The organism is Streptomyces sp. CA2R106, assembly GCF_037034245.1.
In the GTDB taxonomy this organism is placed as follows: Bacteria; Actinomycetota; Actinomycetes; order Streptomycetales; family Streptomycetaceae; genus Actinacidiphila.
In genome coordinates, this window is sequence record NZ_JBAGKC010000043.1 from 14394 (window position 1) to 33355 (window position 18962).

Genomic DNA, 18962 nt, shown 5'->3' on the forward strand with positions numbered 1-18962 from the left:
TCGAGGCCGCCCCCCGCCGGTCCCGGTACCGGTGGGACGGCCCGGCCCGCACCGCCCGCACTGCCCGCACCGCCCGCACCGCCAGCACTGCCCGCCCCGGACCGCGCCCCGGCCATCACGCGCCCCCGCTGCCGCCGGCGGGCAGCCCCCCGGCGCGGGCGGACGGCCCGCGCGGTGCCGCGTCGACATGGGTGGGCAGCGCGCCCGCCAGCCGCGCCAGCACGTCCGGGCGGTCTCGCCAGACGCCGGCCAGCCGCAGCAGCGCCGCGAGGTTGTCGCCGGCGGTGTGGCAGCGCACGGACGTCCACGGGGCGCGGGCCGCGAGGCGGTCCAGCAGCCGGCCGCGCAGCCCCTCGGCGGCGGTCAGCAGCGAGCCGGCGAGCACCAGGCCGTACGGGGTCCCCGGGCCGATGCCGGCGGCCCGGGTGACGGCCAGGACGCCGGCGGACAACTCCTCGGCCGCCGCCTCGACGAGAGCGGCCGCGACGTGGTCGCCGTCCTGCGCCCACCGCAGGACGTACGGGGCGAAGTCGGCGACCTCGGCCTTGGAACGGGCCGCGTGCACCGCCGCGAAGAGGGCCTCGCCCAGCGGCGCGTCCGCCCGCGGCCCGCCCGCTCGCCCGCACCACTCGCGCGCGGCCCCGGTGAGCGCGGTGCGCGGGCCCCGGCCGTCCACGGCGCGCACCGCCGCGCGCAGCCCAGACACCGCCAGGTCGTAGCCGCCGCCTTCGTCGCCGAGCAGCCACTCCAGCCCCGAGGCCCGCGCCCACCGCTGCCCGTTGCCCGCCGCGAAGCCCGTCCCGGTGCCGGCCACCACGGCGCACACGGCTGCGGCGGGGCCGTCCGCGAGCAGCAGCGGGGCGATGTCGTTGGTCACCAGGACCGGCGCCGCCCCCAGGCCCGCGAGTTCGCAGGCGTGCCGGACCAGGGAGGCGAACTGCCGGGCGCAGACGGCGGTGGACGCCGCGCCGTGCGCCGCGACCACCCCCCGCACCGACCCGCCCGGCACGGCCACGGCGGGCCGCAGCGCGGCGAGCAGCGTGCCGAGGCCGTCCAGGGCGGGGCCCGCCCCGACCGAGCGGGGATTGGTCGAGGAGCCCTCGGCCGCCGCGCGTTCACGGCCGTCGCGGGACAGCGCCGCCCAGGTCCTGCTGCCGCCGCCTTCCAGCAGGACCCACTCGCCGTCCGGCGCCGTCATGGCCGGCACCGGCGGTCGAGGTGGCGCAGCGCCCGGTCGAACGCCTCCCGGGTCACCTCGTCGACCACGGTGCAGTGCCCCGGCGCGGCCGGGACCACCAGGTGCAGGTGCCCGTTGCGTACGCGGCGCACCGCCTCCAACGCGTCCCAGACGTCCGCCCGCAGGGGTGCGGGGACGGTGGTGGGCAGCCGGTGCCCGGACAGCACGGCCAGGATGCGGTCGTGGTCGCCGCGGGTGCAGTGGCCGCCGTGCAGGCTCAGGGCGGTGGCCACGGCCAGCCCCGCGGCCACCGCCTCACCGTGCAGGACGCGGAACCCCGCGGCTGCCTCGTAGGGGTGCCCCACGCAGTGGCCGAGGTTGAGCAGCCGGCGCAGGTCGGCCTGTTCGAACGGATCGGGAGCCAGCAGGAGCAGCTTCGCGGTGATCGCGGCCCGGATGATCGCGTCCCACGGCCAGGTGGCGGCCCCGCGCCCCACGGACCGCTCCAGGACGGCGAAGAGTCCGGGGTCGGCGATCAGCGCCACCTTGACCACCTCGGCCAGGCCGTTGCGGATGTGCTGGTCGGGGAGGGTGCGGATCAGCTCGGGGTCGACGAAGACCGCCGCCGGGTGCTGGAAGGCGCCGACCAGGTTCTTCGTCCCGTCGTAGTTGATCCCGCCCTTCCCGCCGATCGCCGCGTCGACCTGGGCCAGCAGCGTCGTGGGCACCAGCGCGTACGGCACCCCGCGCATGTACGTCGCCGCCGCGGCCGTGGTGAGGTCGCACACCATGCCCCCGCCGACGCCCAGCACGAGGGTGCGCCGCGTCGCCTTCACCCGCTGGAGCGAGCGCCACAGGCCCTGGAGGCCCGACTGCGACTTGGTGGCCTCGCCCTCGGCGACCAGCACCACGTCGAAGGGCACCCCGACCCGGGCCAGCACGGCGGACACCGAGGACAGGTGGTGCGCCGCGACCACGGTGTCCATGGTCAGCACGATGCGGTGGGCGTCGAGCGCCGCCACCAACTCCCGCAGGTGGTCGGCGAGACGGTCCGTCAGCCCGTTCTCCAGGTGGATGCGGTAGCGGTCGGCGCGGCGTGCGGTCACGTCGAACCCGCCGTCCGCGCCGTGCGCGACCTCCAGGCGCGAGGCGGTGGCGGTCACAGCAACTCCTTGGCGATACGGTCGGCCACGGCCCGGGCGGTCAGCCCCGCGGCCTCGTACAGCGCCTCCTGCGGCCAGCCGGCCGCGCCGTACCCGTCGGCGCCCAGCGCCAGGCCGCCGGGGGGCAGGAAGCGGCCGAGGACCGTCGAAGGCGCGTTGTGGACGCAGGCGGCCGCGGTGCCCGGTGGCAGGTGGCGCTCCCGTCCGGCGGCGGCCAGGCGGGCGAACCTGGTGGTGCTGACGACCTCGACGACGCGCACGGCGCGGTGCCGCTCCTCGGTGAGCAGGTCGGCGGCCCGCACCGCGGCCTCGCGCATCGCCCCGGCCGTGAGCACGACCAGGTCGGGGCTGGGGTGGTCGCGCAGGGTCAGCACACCGTCCTGGAGCGGGGCCGCGCCCAGTTCGGCGAAGGTGTGGCGCACGGGCACCGCCTCGTGCGGCAGCCGCAGGTAGGCGGGCCGGCCGTCGGCGAGCGCCTGCACGGCGAGGTACTTCGCCGTGTTGACGTCCGCCGCCTCGAACATCTCCAGGCCGGGCAGGGCGCCGAGGGCGGCCAGGCAGCCGTCGGACTGGACCATCGGCCCCAGCGGGTCGCCCAGGCCGCCGGAGGTCCCCACCAGCAGCACCGGCAGCTGCGGGAAGACGATCGACTCCCGGATCTGGTCGAGCATGCGCCAGTAGAAGCCCTCCATCGAGAACAGCACGGGGCGCAGCCCGGCGCCGGCGGCGCCGCCGGCCAGCGAGGCCGCGTCCTGCTCGGCGATCGCGCACTGGAGCACGTCGGATGCGCGGTTCTGCCAGCTCCAGGAGCCGGTGCTCGCCATGCGGGGCAGCAGCCCCGAGTTGCGGATCGCGTCGGGGGCCATCCACAGCAGCGGCAACCCGGCCAGAGCGTCGGCCAGCTCGGGGCCCAAGGTCTTCTTGGCCACCGGCGCCCGGCCGACCGGCGTCTCGGCGACCCGGCGCAGCAGCGCGGGGCCGTCGGCCCACGCGGGGCGGCACGCCGGCGCCGGCGCGGTGGGGGCCGGCGCCGTCCGCCGCGCGGCGGCGGCCGCGGTGTACGTGTCGACCACCGCGAGCGCGCGGTCCAGCAGCCGGCCGGTGTCGAGGTCGGGGAGGTGCCGGGGGGCGGCCTCCGCGCCGAGCGTGTTGCCGCCCTCCACCTCCGCCGCGAGGCCCCGGCCCTTGACCGTGTGCAGGATCAGGGCCGTCGGCCGGTCGGCCGGGGCCTCCCGCAGGTGCTCGGTCACGGCCGCGACGTCGTGGCCGTCCACCTCCCTGGTACGCCAGCCGAAACCCGACCAGCGGGCGGCCCAGTCGTCCGCGGGCAGCCGGATGACGCTCCCGGACCCGTTCGCGTCCACCAGCGCGACCAGGTTGCGCAGGCCGAGCGCGGCGGCGGTCATGGCCGCCTCCCACACCTGCCCCTCGGTGCACTCGCCGTCGCCGAGCAGGACGAAGGTGCGGCGGCCCAGGTTGCCGCGCCGGTCGGCCAGGGCGAGCCCCGCGCCGAAGCTGAGCCCCTGCCCCAGGGCGCCGGTGCTCATGTGCACGCCGGGCAGCTGGCCGCGGCGCGGCATACGGCCGAGGCGGTGGCCGACCTGCCCGAAGCCGGCCAGCTCCTGCCAGGACATGCCCGGGACCGCGCCCAGGGCCCACAGCGCGGCGTACCAGGGGGCGACCGCGTGGCCCTTGGAGTACACCAGCCGGTCGCCCTCCTCGCCGCTGCCGGGGCCGAGCGTCGTGGCGCCGGAGAAGTACAGCGCGGTGACGGCCTCCACCGCCGAGGAACTGCCGCCCGGGTGCTTGTTGGCGGCGAGGACGAAGGCCCGGATGCCGGCGGCTACGGTGCGCAGTTCGTCCGTCGTCGGAACGGGACGCGGTACGTGGGTCATTGCGGCTCTCCTCACGAGGGTCCGCCCCTGCCCGCAGGCCGGGACGCGGTCGGTTCCGTTGAGTGCGTGTGCGCACCGCGCGCGGCCCCGCGCGGTGTCCGGTGCGGGGAGCAGGGTGCCGGCCGGAGCGCGCCGCCCCCGGTGCGGGCGGCGGCCGGCGTTCACCGCCGGTCCGCCATGAGGAGCCGGCGCAGGTGGCGCCTGCGGTCGGTGAAGGCGTTGCGGGCGTGCATCATGCGCCAGTTGTCCCAGACCAGGACGCCGCTCTCCTCGATCCGCACGGCGAGGCGGTGCTCGGCGAAGTAGCGCCGGCCCGCCGCGAGATAGCCGGCCATCAGCGCGTCGTAGTCGCGGCAGCGGTCGTCGCAGGGGAACCGGACCACCAGGGCCCCGTGCCGGTCCTCCACGAGCGGATGGCGGCACCGGTAGCTGACCCCGGAGCGGGCGAGCGCCGCGGTCGGCGTCCAGGTGTAGGACCTGGCGCGCAGCCGCGCGAGCTGTTCCGGCGGCAGGCCCGCGACGAAGTCGTAGGAGTCGGCAAGGGTGGTCTCCCCGCCCGGCCCTTCGGCCTGCGTCACGCACCACAGCGCCTGGTAGCGCGGAGGGGGCCCCGGGAACTCGAACCACTCGGTGTGGGCCCGCAGTTCGCGGGTGTTGGACGGCAGGTACACGCTGTTGTCCACCGCCGGGTCCGGTCGGACGTCCCGCACCACCACGCCGTCGAACTGCGGGACGGCCGGCCCCAGCCGGGTCAGCTGGGCGACGTGGTCGAAGCCGTCGGGGACGCGCCGCAGGTACACGTGCCCGGTGGCCGCCAGGGCCGCGCGGACCCGGTCCACGTCGAGTTCCAGGCCCCCAAAGGCCCGCTGGTCCAGGGTGCTGACGAGGCGCGGCATCACGCCCTCGGTCCGGTCATCGCTTCCACCTCCGGGAGGACCGCGCTCGCGAGCAGTTCCAGATGGGCCAGGTCGGCGAGGTCGACCAGTTGGCAGTAGACGCGGCTCACGCCGAGGGCCGCGTAGCCGGCGAGTTCCGCGACCACCTGGGACGGCGTGCCCGTCACGGTGCCGGGCGCCCGGCCCGCGCCCGCCCGTGCTGCGCGCTCGCGCGCCTGGTCCTCGGTGGCGCCGCAGCACACCCGCAGCAGCGCCGAGTGCCGCAGGGACGCCGGATCGCGCCCGATCGCCCGGCACTCCGCCCTGCCGCGCGCGATCGCGGCGGCGGCCGCCTCCGGCGAGGGCCTGGCCAGGTTGTGCTCGTCCGCGAAGCGCGCGGCGATCCGCGGTGTGCGGACCCGTCCCCGGCCGCCGACGGTGATCCGCGGCCGGGGACGGCCAGACCCGGTCCGCGGCCCGGGGTTCGCCTGGAGGCGGTGGTGCGCTCCGGCGAAGCCGAACGGCCGCTGCGCACTTGCCTCCCACAGCCCGCGGATGATCGCGAGCTGCTCCTCCAGCGCGGCGAACCGCTCGGCCGGGGAGCGGAAGGGCACGCCCATCGCGTGGTGCTCGCGCGCGAACCAGCCTGCCCCCAGGCCCAGTTCCACCCGGCCGCCGCTCATCTCGTCCAGTTGCGCCACCACCGTGGCCAGGAGCGCGGGCGACCGGAAAGGGGCCGCGCTGAGCAGGCTGCCCAGGCGGACCCGCCGGGTCTCACGGCTCAGCCCCGCGAGCGTCGTCCACACCTCCGTGGGGCTGCCGGGCGAGGCGCCGGGCGCCCAGCCCAGGAAGTGGTCGGAGCGGAACACCCCGCCGAAACCGAGGCGTTCGGCGGCCCGGGCCACCGCGAGCTGCTGCTCGTACGTCGCGCGGTGGGCCTCCATACTGACGAAGAGCTCCATGCCGGCTCCCTCCTCCTTCGAGACCCGCGGTGTCATCGTGCTCCGCCCGCCGCGCCGACGAGCCGGTCCGCCCGGCCGGCCGTGTCGGGCCGCAGCAGCGCGCCGTCGAGATGGTGGGCCGTACCGAACACCGAGCCCGACAGCAGGCTGTACGGGGGGACCTCCGCGCCCGGCAGGACCACGGAGGAGACGATGGAGGTGTGCGCGCCGATCACCGCGCCCCGCCCGAGGACCGCCGGGCCGTAGATCCGCGCGCTGGGGTGGGCGGTGACGTCGGGGGCGATCAGCACCGGCCCGCGCACGACGGTGGCTCCGCCGCGCGGTGCGGCCGGGCTCGGCCCGGGCAGGTAGCGGCTGGCCGGGGAACTCCCGCTGACCGCCTCGATGTTGCCCTGCCAGTAGCGCTGGGGGACACCGACGTCGCGCTGGTAGACCACCCCCGCGTCGTAGGCGCCCAACGACCTGCCCGCGCCCGGCAGGCCCGGCAGGACCTGCGCGGAGAAGTCGCAGAAGCCCGTGCGGGGGATCAGGGGGACGACGTCGGGGCGCACCACCCACGCACCGGTCGAGCCGAGGGTGGTCGGAGCGCCGGCGCCGGGTTTGAAGAGGTACTCCGTCACCACCGGGCCGTCGGTGACCAGGAAGTCGCCGTCCCACCGGGCCGGGTCCTGCCGGGCCACCGCCACCGTGACGGACGCCGGGTGCGCGAGGTGCTGCCGCACCAGGGCCCGGATGTCGACCCCCGCGATGATGTCCGCGGGCACCACCACGATCGGCTCGCCCTCCATGTAGCCGAGGTGGTCGCGCAGCGCGCCGCCGGTCCCGGTGCGCCGGCGCTCCCACAGGCAGCGCACCGGGCAGGCCGGACCGCCCAGGGGCTCGACGAACTCGGCGATGGCCCGGGTCCGCGGGCCGACCGTGACGGCGATCTCCTCGACGCCCGCCTCGCGCAGACTCTGGATGACGTACCAGATCACGGGCCGGTTGGCGACGGGCAGCAGTGCTTTCGGGGCGGCCAGGGACAGCGGGCCGAGACGGTCGGCGCGTCCGTTGGCGAGTATGAGCGCTTTCATCCGAACCTGCCTCCACGGGTGCGGTCGGCCGGGCTACACGGTGGCGGAGACGAGGAGCCGCCGCAGGTGCCGCACCTCGTCGGTGAAGGCGTTGCGGGCGTGCATCATGCGCCAGTTGTCCCACACCAGGACGGCCCGCTCCTCGATCTTGACCGCGACGTGGTGGGCCGCGAAGTACTCCCGGCCCGCGGTCAGGAAGCGCTCCATCAGGTCGTCGAAGCGCGCGCACCGGTCGTCGCAGGGGAAGCGCACGATGACGTCGCCGCCGTGTCGTTCCAGCAGCGGGTGGTCGGCGTGGAAGTCGATGCCGAGCTTGCGCAGCACCGCGCTGGGCTGCCACGGGTAGACCGAGGACAGCAGGTGCTCGCGGTCCCGCGCGGTGAGGGTCCGCACGAAGGAGTAGGCGTCCGCCAGCGTGGTCTCCCCGCCCGGGCCCTCGGTCTGCCGCACGCACCACAGGGCCACGTAGCGCGGCGGGTGGCCCGGGTACTCGAACCACTCGGTGTGCGGCATGAGTTCGCGGGTGTTGGACGCGGAGAAGACGGTGTTGTCCACGGTCGGCTCCGGCCGCACCTCGCGCACGATGGCCCCGTCGAACTGGGCGGCGGGCGCCCCGAGCCGGCTCAGCTGGCCGACGTAGTCGAAGTCCTCGGGCACGTCCCTGACGTAGGCGTACCCCTCTCGCGCGAGCGACGCGCGCACCCGGCCGAGGTCGAGCTCCCCCGCGGGGCCGTCGGCCAGGCTGATCGAGATCACCGGTACGGTCATTCTCCACTCCGTTCACTCGTGCGGTGGTGGTCGCGGCGGGCGGTGCGCGCACGGCGCGCCGCCCGCAGCAGGTGCAGGACGCGCAGGGGGACGAACCGGATGGCCAGCCTGAACCGGTGGAACCACCCGTACTGGAGGGCGATCAGCCCGCCGAGGTACTCCGGGACGGTGAAGACGCGCTCCGCTCCCGGGAGCAGCCGGGCGCGGACCGCGCCGGCGACGGAACCGACGGACGCGTACATCGCCGCCGCCCGGCGGTAGTCCTGCCCGAGCTCGCCGTCGGGGCGGTCGGGCGCGTAGGTGTCCCGCAGCAGGCGGTGGTGGTAGTTGAGCCAGCCGAGCAGGTTGCCGGTCTCGGCGAACCACGTGCGGTCCCCGTCGGCCCGGTCGTCCCGCCTCGGTGCGCCGGCCGCGAGCGCCCGCAGGCTGCTCGACACGTCCAGCAGCCTGCGCCGCAGATGGACGTCGCTGTCGGGCAGGTGCGCCTGAAGGGCGCGCAGGAACCCCGGTGTCAGCAGCCGGCTCAGGAGCTTCATGCCGGGGACGAGGGCCATGTGCTCCAGCACCCTGCCCTCGGTCTCCATCAGCACGCGGGCCGCGGCGGGCGCTGCTGCCCCGCGGCGGTGCCGGTGCAGCCAGACGTACGCGGGGAGCAGCCGGCCCTGCACCCACAGGCAGGCCCCGATGCGCTCGGCCCGGTGCACGGGGTCGATGCCCGCGGGCAGCGCGCCCCGCGACCAGACCCGCCGCAGTTCTCCCCAACGGCCCTTCTCCCACAGCAGTTCGGAGAGCGCCCACCGCGCCTGCGCGGGTGGCACCGCGAAGTGCGTGGCCTCCTCGGCGAGCATGGCCCCGACCTCGCCGACCAGGCCGAGCGCCCGGTACAGGGCCAGCCGCGCGGCGATCCGCTCGGCGTGCGAGACCGGCACGTCGGGGCACCACGTCGTCCGGCGGCCGGGCGCGGCCAGGGCCGGCAGCGACCAGGCCGCGGCGAGCGCCGCGAAGAAGTCGGCGGTCGGTCCGCAGACCACCGCCACCTCCGCGCCGGCGGCCCGCAGCAGCCCGGCCATGGCAGGCTGCCGACCGCGCGGCACCTGGTGCCAGTCCGCCCCGCGGTCGGTGTGCACACCGTGGTTGACCCATGTCACCCGCTGCCCCCGCAGGGCGTCCGCGGGGAGGGCGGCGAGCAGGTCGTCGACGTCGAAGAAGTCGCTGCCGCTGTAACCCGCGACGACCACGGCCGGGGCCCGCCTCAGCGCCCGGGTCAGCCGCCGTGCCTCGTCCGCGGCGAAGCCGGCCTCGATCCGGGCGAGCGTGGCGCCCAGTGTGCCCAGACGGGGGTCGTCGCGTACCGAGCCGTGGAAGTGCAGCAGCCGTCCCGGTCCGGGCGGCGCGGCGAAGGCGCCCTCGTGGGCGCGCTCGACGCAGTCGTCGAAGTTGGCGGTGACGTGCCTGCCGCCGGCCCGCAGGTGGTGGGCGAAGAAGCGGTGCAGCCGGTTGGGCGGAGCCGTCCGCAGATCGGCCAGCAGGCGCAGCGCCCGGTGGTCGTCGCCCAGGACGCGGTCGGCGACGCCGAGCACGGTCTCCAGCCGCGGCAGCCGTGCCGTCCCGGGGCGGGCCGCGCCCGCGGACCGGTCGCAGATCTGCGGGGCCGTCCAGCCGAGCGAGCGGTGATGGGCCATCACGGTGCCGAAGCTGTCGGTGTCCGGGCCGCTGTCGAAGTACAGCGCGAAGGCCCGCCGGGTCAGTGCCTCCGCCGCCGGCAGGCAGGACGGGGCGTCCAGCGACACGCCGGCGCCGGTCCAGCAGGTCACCTCGGCCGGTCCCAGCGCCGCCAGCGGGCGGACGATGTCGTCGAGCGGGGACATGGGTGGGCTCCTCTCCCGCGCCGCGGGGGATGTCGTCGGTGCCGGGGCGGCCCGGTCAGTGGAGGGGCGAACGGCCGGCCGGGTCCTGGCCGGCGCCGGGGGCCGGGGCCGGGTCCGCCGGTCGGACCTGCTCGGGCACCGCCGCCTCCCAGATCGCGTCGAAGCGCCCGGACCAGTAGTCGAACCACCTCGGCGAGTCGCGGCGGTGGATCGTGATGTGCATGCGCTCGGCGATGCTGTCGTCGCGGAAGCCGTGCGTCTCGACGATCAGGTAGCCGTCGGGGGACTGGGCGTCGACCACGATCAGGCTGAACCCCGGATTGAAGTCCAGCAGCCGGTAGTCGAACCCCGCGGCGCCCGCGAGCCTGCGCAGACCGCCCAGCGTCGACTGGAGGGTCTGGCCGAGATCGAGGCTGGTGTCCAACTGCGCCGCGGTCCGCGCGAGTTGGCCGGGCTCGGGCGACTGCACGACGATCCTGAAGGTGCCGCCGCGCTGGAGCACCTCGCGCCGGATCTCCGCGGTGTTGACGACGACGTTGACGGCCGTCGGCCCGTACACGCGGATGTCGCGGGCGTCGCGCAGCAGCACCCCGAACTGCGTGAAGGAGGTGCGGTCCTGGAGCACTTCGTCCACCGGGAGCCGGGCCGGCGCCGGTTCGGTGTGCAGCACGAGGAACGCCACCGTCGCCAGCACCATGCTCTGCACGACGCGCGTTCCGACGACGTCGAACAGGCCCAGCGCGGTGAGCGTGGTGCTCAGGCCGAAGATCCCGTACGTCTCCAGCCGCCGGCCGTGCAGGATGTCGTCGGCTCCCCGGCGCAGCCCGCGGGGCAACCGACCGGCTCCGAACCGCCTCAAGGCGCCCATGGTGAGACCTCCGCTGCCGTCGATCGGATGAGTCGGATGGGGATGCGCGCCCTCCCGAATCCGGCCGGAGCCGGGGGCGGCGCGGCCGCGCGTGGGAGAATCGGGCCGCAGTCCGCGCGCCGGGAGGCGTGCGTTTCGATGCTGCCAGGGCGCCCCGGCCCCGCCCAGGCCGGCGGTGGTGCCGGGGTGGTGCCGATGTGGTGCCGCACCACCCCCGAACGACGGGAGGGCCCAGGCCATGCGAGAGCAACCGGACTTCCGAGAGCAACCGGACTTCGCCGCCCTCCTGCGGCATCTGCGGCAGCAGCGCGGCTGGTCGCTGCGCGCCCTGGGCCGGAAGATCCACCTCGACCACAGCGTGCTCAGCCGGTACGAGAACCGGCTGCGCGTCCCCGACCCGCAGGAGGCCGCCCGGCTCGACACCGCCCTCGGCGCCGACGGGGCCCTGCACGCGCTGGCCGGGGCCGCCGCCCGGGCGGCGGCCCCGGCACCCTCCCCGGTCCCCGTGCGGGGAAGCGGCGCCGTACCGGTCTCCGGACTGCCCCCGGCCGTCGGGCACTTCCGGGGCCGCGACGAGGAGATCGCCGCCCTGACGGCGACGCTCACCGCCGCCGGCCCGGCGGGCGCGACGACGACGGTGTACAAGGTCGACGGCCCGCCCGGCAGCGGCAAGACCGCGCTGGTGACCGAGGTCGCCCGGCGCACCCGCGCCGGCTACGCGGACGGCTGCCTCTTCCTCGACCTGCACGGCTACAGCGAGGGCGCCGAGCCGCTGCCGCCCGCCGACGCCCTGGGCAGGATGCTGCGCCGGCTCGGCGTCCCGGCCCAGGCCCTACCCGACGAACTCGACGAGCGCGCCGCCCTCTTCCGCGACCGGACCCGCGAGCTGTCCCTGCTGCTCGTGCTCGACAACGCCCGCTCCAGCCGCCAGGTGCGCCACCTGCTGCCGGCCGGGCCGCGCTGCGCGACGCTCGTCACCAGCCGCAACCGGCTGGCCGCCCTGGACGACGCGGAACACCTCACACTGAGCGGGCTGACGCCGGCGGCGGCCACCGCACTGCTCCACGAGGTCTCCGGGCTCCCCGACACACCGGCGACCCGCGGCGCGTGCGCGGAGATCGTCCGGCGGTGCGGCCACCTGCCGCTCGCCGTACGGATAGCCGCCGCGCGGATGCGGGGCGAGACGCCGCTCGACCCGCGCCGGCTGGCCGGCCAACTCGCCGACGAGCAGCGCCGGCTGGCCGCGCTCGACGACGGGGACCGCAGCGTCCGCGCCGCCCTCGAGCTCTCCCGCGCCGCCCTGGACCCGGCGGAGAGCGAGCTGTTCGTCCTCCTTGGGCTCTACCCGCACGAGTCCCTGGACGCCCAGACCGCCGCCGCGGTCTCCCGCACCTCTCCCGCGACCGCCGGACACCTGCTGGAGCGCCTCTACGACGCCGGGCTGCTGCTGCGCGCGGACCCGGACCGCTACCGGTTCCACGACGTCACCCGCACCTACTGCCGGGCCGTCGGCCGCGCCGAACTCTCCCCCGACCAGGTCGCAGTGGCCCTGCGCGCGCTGCTGGACCATGTGCTGCGCAGCTGCGCGAACGCCGAACTCCGGCTCAACCCGCACCGCTACCGCTTCCCGTCCGCCGCCGACCCCGACGGCCCGCCGGCCCGCGAGTTCGCCGGCCACGCCGACGCGCTGGCCTGGCTGAACGACGAGCTGCCCGCTCTCGTCCTGCTGTGCCGGACCGCCGGCGAGCAGGGCTTCCTCGCGCACTGCTGGCAGCTCGCCCACATGCTGCGCGGCGTCTTCTTCCTCGGCCGGTACTGGGACGAGTGGGAGCGGACCCACCGCTGGGCACTGGCCGCCGCACGCCGGGCCGGGGACGCGGCCGCCGAGTCGGCGACCCTGAGCAACGCGGCCCTCGCCCACTCCACCAGGAACCGCCTCGACGAGGCGACCGGCCTGCTGGACGAGGCGATCCGGGTGGCCCGCGCGGCCGGCGACCGCCACGCCGAGTACACCGCGCTGGGCCATTTGGCCTGGGTCCACCACCTGGCCGGACGCCACGAGCAGGCCCTGGCCCAGGAGTTGGACGTGCTCGACTTCCACCGCGCCGAGGGCGCGCCGCGCAAGGTCGGGATCGCCCTGCGCGACGCCGCCGCCGTCGAGCGGGTGCTCGGCCTCCACCCGGCCGCCACGGCCCACCTGCTCGAAGCGCTCGACCTGTTCTCGCAGCTGGGGCTGCTGCTCGACGGCGCCATGGCACTCAACTGCCTCGGGCAGGTGGCGGCGGACCGCGACGCTCCCGACGACGCGGCGGGCTACTTCCGGCGCGCGCTCGCGGCAGCGCGCGCCTGCGGCAGCCGCTACGAGCGCGCCCGCGCCCACCTCGGTCTGGGGCTGCTGGCTGCCGCCGAGCGGTCCGCGGTGCGTGCCGGGTGCCATCTCGCACTGGCCGAGCGGGAGTTCACCGCACTGGGCGCCCTCGCCGAGTCCGCCGCCGCACGCAGCGCCCGGTCCGCCCTCACGCCCCCGCATGGAGATAGCCGGCCCAGTGCACCGGGGCCGACGGCATGACGTCGCGCACCGACCGGGCCGCGGACACGATCACCTCCGCGGCCCGGTCGACCCGCAGCCGGCCCTCGGCGTCCTTGAGACCGGTGTAGAAGCGGGTGGCGATCCGGACGGCGCCCTCGTCGCCCACCGGCCAGAACGTCCCGATCACATGCGTGAACCCGATGAGCTGGAACGCCGAGGTGATGTGGACGGACTCGTCGGCCAGCCGCGGCGCCGCCTGCGTCGTGGAGCAGGCCGACAGGTAGCACAGCGCGCCGTGCGGGCTCGACACCCGGGCGATCCGGCCGATGGTCAGCGGTGTGACCAGATGGTCCGACAGCAGCACCCTGCTCTCGGAGGGGACGTCCCGGTCGGCGACGGCGTGGCAGGCGAAGTGCGCCATGGAGCGGTTCTCCAGCGCGCCCACCACTGCGTCGTACCCGGCCTGCGGCCCGCTCAGCACGTCGGCACCCGGCAGCAGGCCCCGCAGCGCCTGCGCCTCCCCCTCGGCGCCGGGCAGGGGAGTGGCGCCGGGCGGGTCGGGCACGCAGACCACCAGGGCGCCGGCCGGGTCCGCGGTGCGCGGGGCGGGAGTGCGCCGGGCGTAGGACAGGGCGTAGAGCGTCGGCGTGTAGGAGGAGACGACGCGGTCCATCACGCTGCGGCCCGCGCGCTCGCGGTGGCGGCCCGCGGCATGCAGGGGAAGGTGCGCCATGACACCGACCGGGCACCACCACAGGCGGGCGGGCAATCCGCCTCCGGAACCCGCGACGGCGTCCAGCACGGGTTCGGCCACCGCGTCCCACAGCCACTCCAGGACCGCGTTCATCTCCCGCCCCGCGCGCAGGCGCCCGCCGTAGGTGCCGGCCGTCAGCGCCTCACCCACCGCGGCACGCAGGGCGTCGGCCTGCCGGGCCGCCTCCCGCACTCCCGGTACCGCGCCGCGGACCGGCAGCGGGGGACCGCCGTCGGCGGGCACCACGAGCGCCCCGCAGCCTTCGTCGGCGGCGTAGACGTAGACCACGGGGCCCTCGGCCGACCGGCCGCGCAGGTCCGCCAGCGGCACCGGGTCGAGGAAGGAGCGCAGGCCCGGCAGGGCCCGCACCGCGGCGACCATCGCCTGCCACCGCTCGTCGAGGCCCGCCCGGCGCCCGGCGAGGTGCGCGGCCGCCGCCGCGGCCGCCTGGTGCCCGCCGCCGGCCTCCGCCGCGCCCACCGGATCGGTCGCCGCGTCGGCGAGGAACTCCTGCTGCAACCGGACGAACTCGTCGGCGAGGCCGGGCGCGCGCTCGCGCAGCCGCGCCAGGTCCGCGGAGCGCTCCAGCATCCCTTCCGCGAGCAGCAGGCCCCGGGCCCGTTCGAGCAGCTCGACACCGCGCTGCGGGCGGCCGGCCGCGACGGCCACGGCGACGGCCTGCGCCGCGAGCCCGCTGACGCGGCCGAGGGCGTGCTCCCGGTCGGCCCGCTCCAGGCGCCGGCCGGCCAGCCGCGGCAGCAGGGCCACCGCCGCCTCCACCGCGGCCATCGCGGCGTCGTGGCCGGCCCGGGCGGCCGCGAGCCGGGCCCGCTCGCGGTGGGCCCAGATCCGCATCACCGTGGAGGCGCCGGTGTCCTGTGCCGCCTGGGCGAAGAGGTCCTCCGCCTCGTGCGCCGTCCGGGCGTCGCCGCGCAGCGTGCCGAGAGCGGCCAGCGACAGGCCGAGGTTGGCCCGCACCGCCGGCAGGTGGCCGTGACCCGCCGGCAGCAGGCCGACGGCCTCCCGGCCCGCCGCCACCGCCTCGGCCGGCGCCGACGGATCACCGGTCCGCGCGTGCAGCAGGCGCAGGATGATCATCAGGTTCGACAGCCGCCCCGGCCGGTCCGGGTCGTGCGCGCGGGTCCCCGCGGCGACGTCCCTGCTGATCGCGGCCGCCTCGCGCAGCGCGCCGAGGTCGTCCGCGGCCGCCGCGTACGCCCGCAGCAGCAGGCTCAGGGTGGACCGCACCGCCGGGCGGTCGGGTGCCCTGCGCCGGGCGGCGGCCAGCGCCTCCCGGCAGGCCGCGACCCCCTCCGCCAGCAGCCGCGCGTCACCGGTGCGTTCGCCGATGCTGCGCAGCACGATGCCGAGGTTGGACAGCCGCCCCATCCGGTCGGGGTGCCCGGCAGCGGTCAGCTCGGCGGCCTGGCGGGCCCGTGCGACGGCCTCCTGGAGCAGCGCGGTGTCACCGGTGATCTGGTAGGAGAGGTGCAGGGACAGGCTGAGGTTGGCCGCCGCGGCAGCGGTGTGCGCCGGCGCGAGCGGTCCGGCGACGGCGAGCCGGCCCACGGCGACGGACTCCGCCAGCACGTCGGGGTCGGCGCGGTACTCGTACCGCGCCCGCAGGACCAGGCCCAAACTCGACAGCAGGGCGTTGCGCGTCGGCGCGTCCAGGCCCGGGAACCCGACGGCCGCCCGCAGCAGCGCCACGGACTCGTCGAGCGCCTCCGGGTCCGCGGCGCGCTCGTGGCGGGCGAGCAGGCACACGGCGAGGTTGCCCGACGGGACCGCACGGGCGCGGTCGGACGGCGGCAGCAGACCGAGGGCGGTACGCCCGGCCGTGATCGCCTCCCGCAGTACGGCGGCGCTCCTGGTACGGGTGTGCAGGGCGCTCAGGGCGCCGGCGTGGTTCGCCCACAGCCGGGGGTCGTCCTGCGGCCCGTCCGCGGTGGGCGCGACGGAACCGCGGGTGGCGGCGACGGCCTCGGTGAGCAGCCGCAGCGTGCCGGTGCGCTCGTAGAGGTCCTGGAGCGCGGCGCCCAGACCGCTCAGCCGCCGGCGGCGCGCCGCGTCCGTACGGCTCAGGTCGAGCGCCGTGCGCGCGGTCGCCACCGCCTCGCGCAGCAGGCCGGTGCCGGCCCGGCCGCGGCCCACCGCGGACAGCGCCAGGGCGAGGTTGGCCAGCCGGCCGGCCCGGGCGTCGCCGCCGCTGTCTGCGATGCCGTCGCCGCCGTCCGCGGTGAGCGCGACCGCCCGGCGGCACACCGCCAGGGCCTCGTCGAGGGTGGACGGGTCGCCGGTGGCGTCGGCGACCATCTGGAGCGCCGCTCCCAGGTCGGACCAGGCGCCCGCCTCCTGCGCCGTGCCCCGGGCCGACCGCGCCGCCGCGCGGAACAGGCCGACCGCTTCCCGCAGCGGCGCCAGGTCGCCGCTCGCCGCGTGGGCGGCGATCCGGGCCCGGGCCGCGCTCGCGGCGTCGGTGCGCGCGGCGGGTGCGGCGGGTACCGCGGGTGCGGCGGGCTGGTCCGGAGACGGGGAAGCGGCGCCACGGGCCAGAGCGGCGCGCAGGTGCGGGGGCACGAGTTCGGGGGCGGTGCGCGCGAGGGGGAGCAGCAGGTCGGCCGCCGCCGCGAACTCCGGTCCGCCGCCCTCCTCCGCCAGCACCACGTGCCGCAGCCAGTGCAGCACGCCGAGTGCGTAGCGGGCCTCCTGGTCGGCGTCGAGATCGGTGGCGGCCCGCAGGCCGGATGCCGCTGCCACCGCGTCGGCGCCGCTGAGCAGGGCGGCGTCACGGGTCCGGCCGAACCCCGCGATGCGTTCCCTCACCTCGGCCAGCAGCAGGTCCCTGGAGCGGGCGATAGGCTCGGTCATGGCATCAACCCACCCTTTTCCGTAGGGAGTTGCGCGGCGGGAGCAGCGCCTCCGCCTGGCCCCCTGCTTACCACCAGCCCGCCCCCGAGCGCCGGGAGAAGCCCATGGCCGCCGTCGACCCCCTGCCCGAGGTGGCGCTCCTGCTCGCCGACGGAGGCGGCAGGTGGCTGGACGCGACCCCGGGGGACTTCGCCCTGGGATCGATCGCCCTGCGCGGGTGGCAGGTGCACCCGGTCCGTCCGGTCCCCCCGGGGTTCGCCGGGCAGCAGGCGTGCCTGGTCAAGATCAACTACGACCTGCGGCTGGAGCCCGACGCGCCCGGGCCCAGCTGGTTCGAGGTCGGCCTGGCCCTCTCGTGCCGCGAGAGCGGCACCGTCTCGGTGGCGGACGCCGTGCCCCGTACGGTGCTCGACCCGCAGCCGCCCGCGTCCTACCGCGTCGACGGCTTCCTCAACCTCGCGACGGCCGCGGGGGGCGACGGCGCGGTGCACCTGCCCGCGGTCCACCCGCTGGTCGACGTGTTCGGCGTGGGCGGGCCGGAGGTCCGCTGGCGGCACTCGGCCCGGCGCGGCGAGCAGACACGGCCGGGGTCGTACACCCACTGGCTGGTCCTGCTGGCGCCCGCGGACTGCCCCGAGGTCGCGGTGGAGGTCTCCGCGCGGTTCGACCTGCCCCCCGACGACGCCCTTGGCAACCTGCCGGCGACCGAGGGCGCGGCGTTCACGCTGCGGCTCGCCGAAGACCGTCCCGCGGTCGCGGCGGCACCCGACCCGGCCGCGGCCCCCACCGCGCCCGCCCCCGGAACACCGCACGCCCCCCGGGTGTTCGTGTCCTACGCGCACGACGACGAGCCGCACGTCGAGGCCGTGCGGGTGTTCAGCGAGTTCCTCGCCAGGGACTGCGGGTTCGACGTCCACATGGACCGGTGGGACCTCGACCGGCGCAGGGACTGGTACCTGTGGGCGACGCACCAGATCACGGCGGCCGACTTCGTCCTGGTCATCGCCTCGCCGATGTGCCGGACGGTGGGCGACGGCCGGATGGCCGACAAGAGCCACCGGGGCCTCCAGTCCGAGATGGGCATCCTGCGCGAACTGCTGCACAGCGACCGGGCGGTCTGGTCGGCCAAGCTGCTGCCCGTGGTGCTGTCCGGGCGGACGCCTGCCGAGATCCCGCTCTTCCTCCAGCCGCAGAGCGCCGACCACTACGTGGTGGCGGACCTCAGCCCGGCCGGGGCCGAGGACCTGGTGCGCGCGATCACCGGCCGCCCGCCGTACTTCCGGCCGCAGGCGGCGGCCCGCACCGCCGCCCCCGGCAGCCCCCGCCGGCTTCCCTGACACCGCGACCGAGACGGCCGGCGCACCGCGACCGCCCGCAGGGCCGCGCACTGCCGGTGCCGAGGCGCCGTCAGCTCTCAGTAGCCCACGGTGAACCGGGTGTTGAGGTGGCGTCCGTGCTCGATCTCGTCGACGACCGCGACGGCGAAGTCCTCGGCGGAGATCCGGCTCGTGCCGTCCTCACCCACGAGGAGGTCGTCGAGGGCGCTGCGGTACGTACCGGTCCGGGAGCCGGGACCGACCAGCGCGGACGGGCTGATCACGGTCCAGCGGACGTCGCCGACGGTCCGGAGGTGATCCAGCGCCGCTCCGTGTGCGTGCATGATCTGCACCAAGGGCTCCGGCAGCCCCTCGGTGTCCCACAGCAGCCTGCCGTCGGAGGTCCGCAGCGCCCCGGCTCCGCCGACCACGATCAGACGCGGGGCGACGTTGCCGCCGCCGAGGGAGCGCAGTCCCGCCACGAGCGACCTCGCGGAGGGCTCGGCGGTGGCGCGATGTCCGGCGCCGTCGCCGTGCCCACCGCCGACGGCGCTCACCACGACGTCCCGGCCGCCGGCCGCGCCGGCGACCGACGCCGGATCGAGGACGTCTCCTGCGACGATCCGCAGCGCCGCATGGGTCCGGGTCAGCTTCGAGGGGTCGCGGACCACGGCCAGGACGTCATGGCCACGATCGAGCGCCTCGCCGAGGACGCGGCTCCCGATCATCCCGGTGGCGCCGAACAGCGTGATGCTTGCCATCAGTGTCTCCTCGAAGGTGAAGGCGTCTTCCGTGCGGGAGGTGCGTCCCCGCGGCGCGCGTCCCCGGCGTGAGCCGAGCGT

General features: G+C 76.7%; 13 protein-coding genes. 2 read left to right on the forward strand and 11 right to left on the reverse strand.

Annotated features, from left to right (window positions below; translation table 11 throughout):
- Positions 1-115 precede the first annotated feature (115 nt).
- The 9 genes from WA788_RS33365 to WA788_RS33405 form a co-directional block, all read right to left on the reverse strand.
- Positions 116-1198 carry a BadF/BadG/BcrA/BcrD ATPase family protein gene (locus tag WA788_RS33365; RefSeq protein ID WP_335984000.1) on the reverse strand — a complete coding sequence of 361 codons (1083 nt, stop codon included), beginning with the start codon at positions 1196-1198 and terminating at the stop codon, positions 116-118.
- Positions 1195-2340, reverse strand: coding sequence for a 3-dehydroquinate synthase (locus tag WA788_RS33370; RefSeq protein ID WP_335984002.1), 1146 nt, complete (start codon positions 2338-2340; stop codon positions 1195-1197). Before WA788_RS33370 ends, WA788_RS33365 begins: the two co-directional genes overlap by 4 nt.
- Positions 2337-4235: a transketolase-like TK C-terminal-containing protein gene (locus WA788_RS33375; RefSeq protein ID WP_335984004.1), complete on the reverse strand. Its 1899-nt coding sequence runs from the start codon at positions 4233-4235 to the stop codon at positions 2337-2339. Before WA788_RS33375 ends, WA788_RS33370 begins: the two co-directional genes overlap by 4 nt.
- Before the next feature lie 161 nt (positions 4236-4396).
- Positions 4397-5131 (reverse strand): TauD/TfdA family dioxygenase, encoded by a 735-nt coding sequence (locus tag WA788_RS33380; RefSeq protein WP_335984006.1) that lies wholly within the window; start codon positions 5129-5131, stop codon positions 4397-4399.
- Positions 5131-6072 carry an LLM class flavin-dependent oxidoreductase gene (locus tag WA788_RS33385; RefSeq protein WP_335984008.1) on the reverse strand — a complete coding sequence of 314 codons (942 nt, stop codon included), beginning with the start codon at positions 6070-6072 and terminating at the stop codon, positions 5131-5133. The genes WA788_RS33380 and WA788_RS33385 overlap by 1 nt, the downstream gene beginning before the upstream one ends.
- Positions 6073-6104: 32 nt before the next feature.
- Positions 6105-7145, reverse strand: a complete 1041-nt coding sequence (locus tag WA788_RS33390; RefSeq protein WP_335984010.1) for an NDP-sugar synthase — start codon at positions 7143-7145, stop codon at positions 6105-6107.
- A gap of 33 nt (positions 7146-7178) precedes the next feature.
- Entirely contained in the window at positions 7179-7913 is a 735-nt protein-coding gene (locus tag WA788_RS33395) for a TauD/TfdA family dioxygenase (RefSeq protein WP_335984012.1), read from the reverse strand.
- Positions 7910-9781 (reverse strand): hypothetical protein, encoded by a 1872-nt coding sequence (locus tag WA788_RS33400; RefSeq protein WP_335984014.1) that lies wholly within the window; start codon positions 9779-9781, stop codon positions 7910-7912. Before WA788_RS33400 ends, WA788_RS33395 begins: the two co-directional genes overlap by 4 nt.
- Positions 9782-9836: 55 nt before the next feature.
- Complete coding sequence (locus tag WA788_RS33405; protein WP_335984017.1) at positions 9837-10640, reverse strand: hypothetical protein; 804 nt, start codon at positions 10638-10640, stop codon at positions 9837-9839.
- 247 nt (positions 10641-10887) lie between these two features.
- Between WA788_RS33405 and WA788_RS33410 the strand changes: the two genes are divergently transcribed.
- Positions 10888-13218: an ATP-binding protein gene (locus WA788_RS33410; RefSeq protein ID WP_335984019.1), complete on the forward strand. Its 2331-nt coding sequence runs from the start codon at positions 10888-10890 to the stop codon at positions 13216-13218.
- On the opposite strand, the gene WA788_RS33415 is transcribed toward WA788_RS33410, so the two are convergent.
- Positions 13166-16804, reverse strand: a complete 3639-nt coding sequence (locus WA788_RS33415; RefSeq protein ID WP_335984021.1) for a CHAT domain-containing tetratricopeptide repeat protein — start codon at positions 16802-16804, stop codon at positions 13166-13168. The genes WA788_RS33410 and WA788_RS33415 overlap by 53 nt on opposite strands.
- 104 nt (positions 16805-16908) lie before the next feature.
- On the opposite strand from WA788_RS33415, the gene WA788_RS33420 reads away from it, so the two are divergent.
- Complete coding sequence (locus tag WA788_RS33420) at positions 16909-18141, forward strand: SEFIR domain-containing protein (RefSeq protein ID WP_335984023.1); 1233 nt, start codon at positions 16909-16911, stop codon at positions 18139-18141.
- Positions 18142-18218: 77 nt separating this feature from the next.
- Here WA788_RS33420 and WA788_RS33425 read toward each other — a convergent pair whose 3' ends face one another.
- On the reverse strand, positions 18219-18881 hold the full coding sequence (locus tag WA788_RS33425; protein ID WP_335984025.1) for an NAD(P)-dependent oxidoreductase: 663 nt from the start codon (positions 18879-18881) through the stop codon (positions 18219-18221).
- Positions 18882-18962 lie beyond the last annotated feature (81 nt).